The organism is Agrobacterium sp. Azo12 (assembly GCF_029193765.2).
Classification (GTDB): Bacteria; Pseudomonadota; Alphaproteobacteria; order Rhizobiales; family Rhizobiaceae; genus Agrobacterium.
On the sequence record NZ_JARFYO020000001.1, the window covers coordinates 13,623 to 25,468 of the forward strand.

At 55.2% G+C, this 11,846-nt stretch carries 11 protein-coding genes; 8 read left to right on the forward strand and 3 right to left on the reverse strand.

Annotated features, from left to right (window positions below; translation table 11 throughout):
- Positions 1-120 precede the first annotated feature (120 nt).
- The 3 genes from modA to modC all read left to right on the forward strand — a co-directional run bounded on the left by modA (position 121) and on the right by modC (position 2,750).
- Positions 121-894 (forward strand): molybdate ABC transporter substrate-binding protein, encoded by a 774-nt coding sequence (gene modA, locus PYL13_RS00060; RefSeq protein WP_441296651.1) that lies wholly within the window; start codon positions 121-123, stop codon positions 892-894.
- Positions 895-975: 81 nt separating this feature from the next.
- Positions 976-1,677 carry a molybdate ABC transporter permease subunit gene (gene modB, locus PYL13_RS00065; RefSeq protein ID WP_250984334.1) on the forward strand — a complete coding sequence of 234 codons (702 nt, stop codon included), beginning with the start codon at positions 976-978 and terminating at the stop codon, positions 1,675-1,677.
- Entirely contained in the window at positions 1,674-2,750 is a 1,077-nt protein-coding gene (gene modC, locus PYL13_RS00070) for a molybdenum ABC transporter ATP-binding protein (RefSeq protein ID WP_250984333.1), read from the forward strand. Before modB ends, modC begins: the two co-directional genes overlap by 4 nt.
- Here the strand turns inward: modC and PYL13_RS00075 are convergent.
- Positions 2,744-3,118 carry a winged helix-turn-helix domain-containing protein gene (locus PYL13_RS00075; RefSeq protein WP_250984332.1) on the reverse strand — a complete coding sequence of 125 codons (375 nt, stop codon included), beginning with the start codon at positions 3,116-3,118 and terminating at the stop codon, positions 2,744-2,746. The genes modC and PYL13_RS00075 overlap by 7 nt on opposite strands.
- Positions 3,119-3,168: 50 nt before the next feature.
- On the reverse strand, positions 3,169-4,347 hold the full coding sequence (locus PYL13_RS00080; RefSeq protein WP_275643700.1) for an acetate/propionate family kinase: 1,179 nt from the start codon (positions 4,345-4,347) through the stop codon (positions 3,169-3,171).
- Between the two features lie 184 nt (positions 4,348-4,531).
- Between PYL13_RS00080 and PYL13_RS00085 the strand changes: the two genes are divergently transcribed.
- The gene (locus tag PYL13_RS00085) at positions 4,532-7,270 is read left to right on the forward strand and encodes a cation-transporting P-type ATPase (RefSeq protein WP_275643699.1); all 2,739 of its coding nucleotides are present in this window, start codon (positions 4,532-4,534) and stop codon (positions 7,268-7,270) included.
- A 6-nt stretch (positions 7,271-7,276) separates the two neighbouring features.
- Here PYL13_RS00085 and PYL13_RS00090 read toward each other — a convergent pair whose 3' ends face one another.
- Complete coding sequence (locus PYL13_RS00090) at positions 7,277-8,272, reverse strand: P1 family peptidase (protein ID WP_275643698.1); 996 nt, start codon at positions 8,270-8,272, stop codon at positions 7,277-7,279.
- A 191-nt stretch (positions 8,273-8,463) separates the two neighbouring features.
- Between PYL13_RS00090 and PYL13_RS00095 the strand changes: the two genes are divergently transcribed.
- The 4 genes from PYL13_RS00095 to PYL13_RS00110 are packed head-to-tail and all read left to right on the forward strand — an operon-like array spanning position 8,464 to position 11,800.
- Positions 8,464-8,715 carry an acyl carrier protein gene (locus PYL13_RS00095; RefSeq protein ID WP_192490354.1) on the forward strand — a complete coding sequence of 84 codons (252 nt, stop codon included), beginning with the start codon at positions 8,464-8,466 and terminating at the stop codon, positions 8,713-8,715.
- Positions 8,715-9,896, forward strand: a complete 1,182-nt coding sequence (locus tag PYL13_RS00100) for an acyl-CoA dehydrogenase family protein (protein ID WP_192490355.1) — start codon at positions 8,715-8,717, stop codon at positions 9,894-9,896. Before PYL13_RS00095 ends, PYL13_RS00100 begins: the two co-directional genes overlap by 1 nt.
- Positions 9,897-9,900: 4 nt before the next feature.
- Positions 9,901-10,809 (forward strand): amino acid--[acyl-carrier-protein] ligase, encoded by a 909-nt coding sequence (locus PYL13_RS00105; protein ID WP_275643697.1) that lies wholly within the window; start codon positions 9,901-9,903, stop codon positions 10,807-10,809.
- Positions 10,810-10,813: 4 nt separating this feature from the next.
- A complete protein-coding gene (locus PYL13_RS00110; RefSeq protein ID WP_275643696.1) occupies positions 10,814-11,800 on the forward strand; it encodes a DUF1839 family protein in 987 nt (328 codons plus the stop codon).
- Positions 11,801-11,846 lie beyond the last annotated feature (46 nt).

Genomic DNA, 11,846 nt, shown 5'->3' on the forward strand with positions numbered 1-11,846 from the left:
GTCGGCGCAAGCCGATGTATTCTTGAAAACACATCCATTCTCGGTTAAGCCAAACCGTCATATACAACAAAACATATCGACTGACCAAAAGGAACCGCCATGAAATTTCTCAGACGCCACATGTTCAGAATAATCGCGGCTTCCGTTGCAGCCGTATTCCTGTCCACAGCCATGCTTTCCGGCACAGCCGCTGCTGAAGAAAAAGTAACGGTTTTTGCCGCTGCCAGCATGAAGAATGCGCTGGATGCGATCAACGCAGACTGGGCCAAGGAAACCAGGAACGGAACCACTGTTTCCTATGCAGCGAGCTCTGCATTGGCCAAGCAGATTGAAGCTGGCGCACCTGCCGACATCTTCATCTCCGCCGACCTGGCATGGATGGACTATGTCGCTGAAAAGAAGCTGATCAAGGAGGACACCCGCTCCAACCTTCTGGGCAACCGCATCGTTCTGGTAGCTCCAGCTGACAAGGGAAAGGACGTTGAAATCAAGGAAGGTTTCGACCTGGCTGGTCTGCTGGGTGATGGCCGCCTGGCGATGGGTGCAGTTGATTCCGTTCCAGCTGGCAAATACGGCAAGGCCGCTTTGGAAAAGCTCGGCGTATGGTCATCGGTTGAAGCCAAGGTTGCCGGCGCAGAAAGCGTTCGCGCAGCGCTGCTGCTGGTATCGCGCGGTGAAGCTCCTTACGGCATCGTCTACCAGACGGATGCCGCTGCTGACACAGGCGTAAAGATTGTCGGCACGTTCCCTGAAGATACCCACCCAGCTATCATCTATCCGGTTGCAGTCCTGTCTTCCTCGAAGACACAGGCAGCTGAAGCCTACCTCGAATACCTGAAGTCGGACAAAGCTGTACCGATCTTCGAAAAGGAAGGCTTTACAATCGTAAAGTAATCCTCATCCACTCGGATGAAAAGACATACACGCCCCGGTCATGGCCGGGGCGTTCGCTGACAAGAATAAAGGAAACCCGCATTGGACTGGCTAACACTTGGCCCTGACGAATGGATCGCAATTCGCCTCAGCTTATGGGTTTCCACCATCGCGATGCTGGTCAGCCTGCCCTTTGGCATTATCACCGCACTGGCCTTGGCGCGCGGCCGTTTCTGGGGAAAATCCCTGCTCAACGGCATCGTGCATCTGCCTCTGATCCTGCCACCGGTCGTGACAGGTTTCATCCTGCTGGTTCTGTTTGGCAGACGCGGTTTCATCGGCTCCTATCTTGATGAATATTTCGGCATCGTTTTTTCCTTCCGCTGGACGGGCGCAGCGCTTGCCTGCGGTATCATGGGCTTTCCGCTTATGGTCCGCTCGATCCGCCTTTCGATCGAATCCGTTGATCGAAAGCTGGAGGAGGCAGCCGGAACCTTGGGTGCAAGCCCGTTATGGGTGTTCCTCACCGTTACCTTGCCGCTGACATTGCCCGGCATTATCGCCGGCATGATTCTGGCCTTTGCCAAGGCCATGGGTGAGTTCGGCGCCACCATTACATTCGTGTCGAATATTCCTGGCGAAACACAGACATTGTCGGCCGCCATTTATACATTCACGCAGGTTCCGGGCGGAGACCTCGGCGCGCTAAGGTTGACGATCGTCGCCATAGTCATTTCCATGCTGGCACTTCTTGCCTCGGAATTCATGGCGCGCTTCGTCGGAAAACGGGTGAACGCAGAATGACCCTTACCGTCAGCATCAATCACCGTTTTCAGTCTTTTCATCTGGACGCATCCTTTGTGTCCGAGCGTGGGGTGACAGCACTTTTCGGCCGTTCAGGATCGGGCAAAACCTCGATGATCCGTATCATTGCCGGATTGACGAAACCCGATAACGGTAAGGTCGTTCTTGATGACACGACGCTGGCGGATTCCGACAGACGACTTTTTGTGCCGGGTTACAAACGCCGCTTTGGATATGTGTTTCAGGAAGCACGGCTTTTCCCGCACATGACCGTGCAGCAAAATCTGGATTATGGCCGCTGGTTTACACCAAAGGCCAACCGCCAGACCAACGATGCTCGCATCATTGAGATGCTTGGCATCGGCGCGCTGTTGTCGCGACATCCGGACAAATTGTCAGGCGGCGAAAAACAACGTGTCGCCATTGGCAGAGCACTTCTGTCTTCACCACGCATGTTGTTGATGGATGAACCGCTTGCGGCGCTAGATGAAGCCCGAAAGCTGGAAATCCTGCCCTATCTGGAACTTCTGCGCGACGAAATGCGCCTGCCGATCGTTTATGTCAGCCACTCGGTCGCCGAGGTCGCCCGTCTGGCCGACAAGGTCATCGTGATGAAGGACGGCAAGGTGGAAGCGGCAGGTCCCGCCAGCGAAGTTCTTGGTGAATCCGCCTTTTCCAACCAACTCGAACGCCGTGAAATGGGCAGCATTCTCTCCGGCAAGATCGAAGCGGTTGACGATAAATATGGACTGCTGACCGTTCGCCTCAAACAGAAAAGCCTCACCATACCTGCCAAGGCAGGCGAAATCGGCAAAACCGTGCGTGTGCACATTCCTGCCCGCGACGTCATGCTGGCAACCGAAAATCCCAATGGTTTGAGTGCATTGAACATTTTGCAGGGCACCATCAAGGACATATCAGACGCCACCGATGGCATGGTCACCGTCAGCATCAATTGTGGTGGCGATACCATCCTGTCACGGATTACCGCCCTGTCTCAGGAAAGGCTGGGGCTTGAACCGGGCAAGCCGGTTTTTGCGATCGTCAAATCGGCAGCACTCGACCGCTACTGACCGGCATCAGATGACCGGTGGCGGTTTTTCTCCAGCCAGTCCAACTCTGGTTTGACAGCCTTTTCAAGCTTCTCCTGCATATTACGGTAGGTGTGAAGCAGTTCATTACCAAACTCCGTCAGGGCAGCACCACCGCCCTGCTTGCCGCCCCGCTGGGATTCGACAACCGGCCTGCGGAACATGCTGTTCAAGGCATCCACCAGCAGCCAGGCCCTTCGGTAGGACATATCCATCGCGCGTCCTGCGGCAGAGATGGATCCTGTCGAGGCAATCAGCTCCAGCAGACGGATCTTGCCATGACCCAGCCTGCTATCTGGCGGAAAATCGATCCGCAACACCAGTCGCAAGACATCATCACTATTTTCCATCAACCATCTCGACACATTCAGCAGGACTATGGTCGCTGTTATTTCATGCCTTATTCGGAAAGAACAGAGAGAGCTTCATCCGCAATCGTCTGTTCCTCGTCGGTTGAGATAACATAGACCGCGACCCGGCTGGCCTCACTGCTGATCAGCCTGCGATTTTCATTATTGGCGGCATCATCGATCTCAACACCCAGCCACATCATCCTCTCGGCTATGCTTTTGCGCATCAACGGCTGATGTTCACCAATGCCAGCCGTAAAAACAAATGCATCCAGACCCCCAAGTGTCGCCGCAAGCCGTGCAGCCTCGCCGGCAATCCGGAAAGAAAACAGATCAAGCGCAAGTCTGGCGTCGGGATTTTCACTCTTTAGCAAATCACGAATGTCAGCACTGACGCCGGAAACGCCAAGCAGGCCGCACCTGTGATAAAGCAACTCCTGCAGATCGACAGGCTTCATGCCCTTTTCAGTAAGGAGATGCAAAAGAACCCCGGCATCAAGCGCTCCGCACCGGGTTGCCATCGGGATGCCATCCAGTGTCGAAAAGCCCATGCTGGTGTCACGGCTAATGCCTTCCTCCAGTGCGCACAGACTTGCCCCGCTTCCCAGATGCGCGGCAACAACCTTCCCCGAGCCAAGCTCAGGTGCGATGCGCTTCAAGGCACTGGCAATGAATTTATAGGACAGCCCATGAAAACCGTAGCGCCTTACGCCTTCATCATGCAGGGCAGAGGGTAGCGCAAAACGTTGCGCCAACGGATGCTGGCTTCTGTGAAACGCGGTGTCGAATGAAACCGTCTGCGGCATATCAGGGAAAAGATGACTAATCGCCCGGATCAACCGCAGACTTTGTGGCTGATGCAAAGGTGCAAGAGGTGTCAGATCTTCAATACCGACACGTGTTTCGTGGCTTAGAACAACAGGGCCTTCGAACCTGTCGCCACCATGCACCACCCTGTGCCCCACCGCATAAACATCATCCAGGTTGAAATGTTTGGCGAGCCAGCCAAAGGTTTCTTCCAGCACGTCATGCAGGACATCCTGCCCATCCGAGGTCAATGGCACTTCAAAATCTTGCGGACCTTCCATCAAATGGAAAACCAACGGACGCTCCCGAAAATCAATGATGCCTTTGCCAACACGGGTGGCCTTATCCGCCTCGACCGCAAAAAGACCAATCTTCACGGTCGATGAACCGGCATTGAAGGTAAGAAGCATCTTGCTCGTCATGACTGACCTCCCGTTGCATGTACCCGACAATCTCACCAAGCGCGCACGCTTTTGTCATCAGGATCATAGGGTCGATTTTGACCGTAGAATTGATTTCAATCAATGATTGCGCATATCGTTCCCCTATCCTGTAAATAGACAAGATATGCCGCCCCGTTCGGTCTATCTAAAATCAGGGGTATTCATGACTGTTTCAGCGCCGCCAAAAACCGACGCGAACTCCAACAGCCAGCCAGTTCCCTGGCACGCATTGGAAGTTCTGCACGCCGTTAACAAGCTGAATAGTAATGAAGCCGGATTGCACCCGGATGAAGCAAAACGGCGATTGGAAACCCACGGACCAAACCAGCTTCCTGAACCTCCCAAAACCAGCCCGTTGTTGCGGTTTCTCGCCCAGTTCAACAATACGCTGATTTATTTCCTGCTGATTGCTGCCGCCTTTGCCGCCTTCCTTGGGCACTTTGTCGATGCTGCCGTGATCGTTGCAGTCGTTACGATCAATGCGATTGTCGGTTTCATTCAGGAGGGCAAGGCAGAAAGCGCGCTTGACGCCATCCGCAACATGATTGCGCCGCATGCCACGGTTCTGAGAAACGGCGAAAAGCAGAATATCGATGCCAGACAGATCGTGCTGGGCGACGTGGTTCTGCTGGAGGCTGGAGACAAGGTTCCCGCCGACATTCGCATCATGCGTGCGCGCAATCTGCAGATCAACGAGGCTATTCTAACAGGGGAATCGGTTCCTGCTGAAAAGCATGAGAGCCCATCGCAACCAGATGCCAGCCTTGCAGAACGCCGCTCACTCGGTTTTTCCGGCACCATCGTCACCACAGGCCAAGCAACCGGACTGGTGGTCGCAACCGGTGGCGCGACCGAGATCGGCCGTATTTCTTCGCTGATCAGCCAGGTCCAAGGCCTGACAACGCCTTTGCTTGAGCAAATCAACCGCTTCGGAAAACTGATCACCTGGGCAGCATTGGCTCTGGCCTCCGTGCTGCTGTTGATCGCGCTGCTTGTCCATCAATATGACTGGGCCGACGCCCTGATGCTGGTTGTTGCGCTGGCGGTCAGTGTTGTACCGGAAGGCCTGCCTGCCGTTATCACCATCACCCTTGCCATCGGTGTTCAGCGTATGGCCGCTAGAAACGCTGTCGTCCGCCGTTTGCCCGCCGTGGAAACACTGGGTGCTACCTCGGTCATTTGCTCAGACAAAACCGGCACTCTCACAAAAAATGAAATGACCGTCGCCTGCGTGGTCACGGCGTCATCGACAGTCGATGTCACAGGAGCAGGTTATCAGCCAGAAGGCATGCTGGTTGAAGCCGGTAACGAAACGCCAGCGAGAAACGACCCCGCCCGCGACCAGCTCGTCAACGCCGCTCTGTTGTGTAACGACGCTGTCCTGACGCATAAAGATACCCATTGGATAACGCTGGGTGATCCGATGGAAGGTGCGCTGGTGACGCTTGCGCTGAAATCAGGCCTTGGGCAGGAAGAACAGCGAAACAATTGGCCGCGTCTTTATGAAATCCCCTTTGATGCGCGCCATCGTTACATGGCAACACTCCACGCCACACCGTCAGGCGAACGGGTCATTTTCGTCAAGGGAGCGCCGGAAACACTGCTTTCTCTCTGCCAAAGACAAGCCGATCTCGATACGGACCAGCCAATCGACATCAGTTACTGGCAGGAAAAAATTGCGGCCGCTGCAGCACAGGGACAGAGAATTCTGGCCTTTGCCACCAAACCGGCGCGGCAGGACAAACAAGACATAAACCCTGACGATATGGCCTCCGGTCTGGTCTTTCTCGGCATAACCGGCCTGATCGATCCACCTCGCCCGGAAGCACTTTCCGCAATAGCGCAATGCCGGTCGGCTGGCATTTCCGTCAAGATGATCACCGGCGACCACGGCGCAACGGCGCTGGCAATTGCCCGCCAACTCGGCATTGCCGACAATCCTGAGGTGCTGACGGGCGTTGAGGTTGATGCATTTTCCGACATGGACCTGCAAAGAGCCGTCAAGACCGTCAGCGTTTTTGCCCGCACCAGCCCGGAACACAAGCTGCGGATCGTGCGCGCTCTACAGGAAAACGGCGATATTGCCGCCATGACCGGTGATGGTGTCAACGACGCGCCATCCTTGAAACAGGCCGACGTTGGCGTCGCCATGGGTCATAAGGGCACCGAGGCCGCCAAGGAAGCCGCCGAAATGGTGCTGCTGGACGACAATTTCGCATCGATTGTGGCGGCGGTGCACGAAGGACGTACGGTCTACGACAATATTCGCAAGGTGATTTCCTGGACCCTGCCGACGAATGGCGGCGAGATTCTGTCGGTGATTATCGCTATTATCTTCGGACTGACCCTGCCAATGGCACCGGTCCATATTCTCTGGATCAATATGGCCACCACGATAAGCTTGGGGCTGGTGCTGGCGTTTGAGCCACCGGAACCTGGTGTCATGCAGCGAAGCCCAAGAAAACGCGATGCACCAATGCTCTCGCCATTCCTGTTATGGAGGATGATTTTTGTTTCAATCCTATTCATGCTTGGTGTGTTTGCTATGTTTCAGTTTGGTCTGTGGCGTGGACTGGGAGAAACCACAGCACGGACGATGGTGGTCAATGCCATCGTGGTGATGGAGATTTTCTACCTGTTCAACGTGCGTTACCTGCACATGACGTCTTTCAGCCTGCGCGGAGCAATGGGCACACCTCCGGTGCTGTTGGCGATTATCGCCGTCACTGTGGCGCAGTTCCTGTTCACCTACACACCATTCATGCAGACAATGTTCGAAACGGCACCGCTGCCCCTGCTTGACGGGCTAGTCGTGGTTTTAACAGGCATCGTGCTGATGATCGTTCTGGAGATCGAAAAAATCGTACTGCGGCGTTTGCGACTGTTTGCCTCGGAGGTGTGAGCGGTTTCAGACAAACCGATCACGCCAGGCCGGTTGCGCCCCGGCAACTGGCAACGCCGTCGCTTCATAGATGCCCCGGGCAATCGCGCGAGCCATGACAATGCCAGCAAGATGACAAATCTCGGCAAAATGAACACCGGTTTCCAGCGGTTTCAAGCCAGTGGCCGCGGCAAACATTGTGTCGCCGTCACTGGAAAGATGCGCTGGTAATACGGCCCGCGCCAGGCCGTCATGGGCCAAGATCGACAGACGATGGGCCTGCGCCTTGGTCAGCGTCGCGTCCGTGACAACGGCACCAATGGTGGTTGCCGTCAGGGTAACACCTTTCAAGCGCATAGCAGTATCAGACGCTGAAAAGCCGCCTGGAAACCCCCTGTTGCCAAATTCACCCGCCTGCTCAAACGGTGCTGCCCAAAAGTGCGGACCATCGCCGACCGTTGCTGAGCCGAGCGCGTTGACGGCAACCAGTGCCGCAACCACATATCCACCTGACGTCACCGCACTTGCCGAGCCAAGACCACCCTTAAAGGTCGCAGTGGTCGCACCTGTGCCAGCACCAACCGTTCCTAGCGAAAACGCCGTGTCGTCAGCAGCCGTGAAGGCCGCATAACCCATGTCTCGATAGGGCGAATGCCGGCCCCAATCCTTGTTACCACCATTGAGCAGGTCCATCAGGATCGCCTGCGGAACAATCGGCACCCGTGTCGTGCCAACCTGCAGACCACGACCCTGTTCACGCAAACCCGCCTGCACGCCCCCGGCCGCATCCAATCCGAATGCAGAGCCACCCGACAACACAAAAGCATCAACAGTTTCAACGGTCATTGCCGGATTGAGCAGATCGGTATCACGACCGCCCGGAGCACCGCCGAGAACCGAACCGGACGCAACAGCCGGTTGGTCAAAAACAATCGCCGTGACGCCGGACCCAAGTGCGAGGTCCGTTGCATGCCCGACACGGACACCTGCTACATCTGTCAGCAAATTCTGCAATTGCGCCATGGTATCCTCTTTGTCTCAGCCATCCTGCACCACCCTGTAACATCAATATACGGGTGGACAGCCGGTCTGAAATTCCCGTGTTTGGCTGCATGGTTATCAGCAATTAACCTAATGGTTTAGGTGAATCTTATGTTTTCAGTATTATCCAAATGACTAGGATATCCAGAAGTTTGAAGGGAGATACAGTCGAGATGAACGCGAAGATCCGTGAAATACTGTCAAAGTTCGGCCAGTTGCCGGTTTCCGTTGATACGATTGCCGATGAAGCTGATCTTTATGCAGCCGGGCTTTCTTCTTTCGCGTCGGTTCAACTGATGCTTGGAATTGAAGAAGCATTCGATATCGAATTCCCTGATAATCTTTTGAACCGCAAATCCTTTGCGAGCATCAAGGCTATCGAGGACACAGTGACCCTTATTATCAAGGACCAAGAGGCAGCCTGATGAATGTTTCTGTTGCCCTGCCGGAAACCGCGCTTGCAGCCCGGACTGCGCGGGTGGCAGTTATCGCGGCCAAACATGCCGATGATGTCGATCATGCCGGACGTTTTCCCAAAGAAGCCGTTGACGCGCTGAAAGCTGAACGGCTGCTTGGCATTCAGATTCCAGTCCATCTGGGTGGCGAAGGCGCCTCCCTTGAACAGATTGCCGAGGTTTGCTCGACACTCGGGCAGGCCTGCTCGGCCGTCGCCATGATTTTTGCCATGCACCAGATCAAGGCATCCAGCCTTGTGGAACATGGCGAAGAAAGTGAATGGCATACACAATTCATGCGCCGCATCGCGGCAGAACAACTGCTGCTTGGCTCCGCAACCACCGAAGGCGGTATCGGCGGAAACCTGCGTAATTCCATCTGCGCCATTGAGCGCGAGGGAACGATCTGCCGACTGCAAAAAGACGCGACAGTTATTTCCTATGGCAGTGACGCCGATGCTATCCTCGTCACGTCCCGTGCCCATGCAGAAGCCAGTTCTTCCGATCAGGTAATGACGGTCTTTTTGAAAGATCAGTATTCCTTGGAAAAAACCCATGTCTGGGACACGCTCGGCATGCGTGGCACCTGTTCGGATGGCTTCCTGTTCAAGGCAGAAGCGCCTGCCGTACAGATATTTGCCAAGCCTTTTGCCGAAATCGCCGCCCAGTCCATGTTGGCCACCTCCCACTTGTTGTGGAGTGCCGTCTGGCACGGCATTGCAGCCGACGCCGTCATGCGGGCACAAAGCTTTGTCCGCGCCGCAGCACGCCGTTCGCCCGGCATCGTACCGCCCGGCGCCATCCGGCTGGCAGAAGTATCGAGCAAACTGCAAACGGTTCGCTCTAACGTCATTGCCGGCCTTAGAGCCTATGCCGAGACCAAAAAAGACCCTGACGCACTGATGTCCATGGGTTTTGCGGTCACCATGAACAATGTGAAGATCTGCTCGTCGGAGACCATACTCGACATCATCAACCATGCCCTGCTGATCTGCGGCATCATGGGTTACAAAAACGGTACGCCCTATAGTGTCGGACGCCATCTGCGCGATGCGCATTCCGCACAATTGATGATCTCGAACGATCGTATTCTGGGCAATACGGCAAATCTGTTGCTTGTTCACAAGCAAGACACCAGCCTGTTGGGATAAAAAAATGGATATGCAAACCTCATTTCTGGACCGTCTCTTCGAGAAGGGCCTGCTGATTGATACGGGCGTTGATGGTCTCTATGGCCGCAGCGGCCAGTTCGAGGATGTCATCACCGCTTTTGAACGTTTGATTGACCGCACCGGCGGCATTGATGGTGCGGAGGCCATTCGTTTTCCGCCCGGTATCAACCGCGCCCATTTTGAAAAAAGCGGCTACATGAAGAGTTTCCCGCAGCTGGCGGGCACGGTTCATTCGTTCTGCGGCTGTGAACTGGATCACATCAACCTGCTGAAATGCATGGATGAGGGTGATGACTGGACAAAGGAACAGAAGGCGACCGATATCGTCTTGACTCCGGCCGCCTGCTATCCGCTCTACCCCACCATCGCCAAGCGTGGAAACCTGCCGAAAGACGGCGGTCTCTACGACATTCAGTCCTATTGTTTCCGGCATGAGCCCTCCAAGGACCCAGCCCGTCAGCAACTGTTCCGCATGCGCGAATATGTCCGTATGGGCACTGAAAAAGACGTGACCGATTTCCGTCAGACCTGGATGGATCGCGGCGTGAAAATGATGGAAGCCGTTGGCCTGGACGTTGAAATCGACGTTGCTAACGATCCGTTCTTTGGCCGTGCTGGCAAAATGCTGGCCAACAACCAGCGCGACCAGAACCTGAAATTCGAACTGCTCATCCCGGTTACCTCGGCCACCAGCAAGACCGCCTGCATGAGCTTCAATTACCACCAGGATGCATTCGGCACGAAATGGGGCCTCAACCTCGACAATGGACAGGTTGCGCACACCGCCTGTGTCGGCTTCGGACTGGAGCGTATTGCGCTTGCTTTGTTCGCCAAACATGGTCTCGACGTTCAGGAGTGGCCGGCAACGGTTCGTGAAACGCTCTGGGGCTGATGACATGACAAAGGTTTTTCCGGCTATAAATCCGGATGGTTACACCCAGCATCCGCTGCACGCGTCCGAGCGCATGTGGCCGGAAACCAATTGTTATGTCGATCTGTGGATCGAGGTCCTTTCAGCCGCTGGCCTGCCACCGGAAGCCATGCTCGGTTTTACCCTGTCGCAGGACTTCGAAGGAGACCAGTTCACCTTTTTTAAGGTGCCGCTTGAGGATCTAGAGGTGCTCTACGGCATCCGCGTGACCGAACTTGCGATTTTCGATAACGTGGAAAATCATGTGCTGACCCAGATTGAGCGTGGCCGTCTGTGCCTGCTGGAAATGGACAGCTTCTACATGCCCGACACCCAGGGGGTCGGTTATGGCAAGGAGCATGGCAAGACCACCGTTGCGATAAACCGGCTAGACGTCAAAAACCGCTCTCTCGATTATTTCCACAATGCCGGTTTCTTCCACCTTGAGGGCGATGATTTCTCAGGGCTGTTCCAGCATCATCTCGAAGAGACTGCCCCACCCTTTCTGCCCTATACGGAATTTGCCAAATTTCCGGACGCACCTGTTTCGCAGCATCATATTCGCACGGTTGCCGAGCAGTTGCTGCGACACCACTTCGTGCGGCGTCCGTCCAAAAATCCGGTCCGGGCCTTTGCCAAGGTATTCCCCGCACAGGTCGAAGCGATGGCTGACAGGCCGTTCGGCTTTTTCCACAAGTACGCGTTCAATACCCTGCGGCAGCTTGGCGCCAACTTCGAACTGACCGCCAGCCACCTACAATGGCTGGGTGGAGAAGTCCGTTTTGGCGAAGCACAACAACATGCGCTGCGCATCGCAGAAATCTCCAAGACTGTGCAATTCCAACTTGCTCGCGCCATTACTCGCCGTAAATTTGATGCTCTCACCACCGTCCTTGATCCTGCAGTCGATGCCTGGGATTTGCTGATGCAGGATCTGACAAGATCCGTCGGTGCGGCAAGCGAGGCAGCGTGACACCCCCAATCCTGCCTGAAAGCATGATTCATACCCTCCTTTCAGA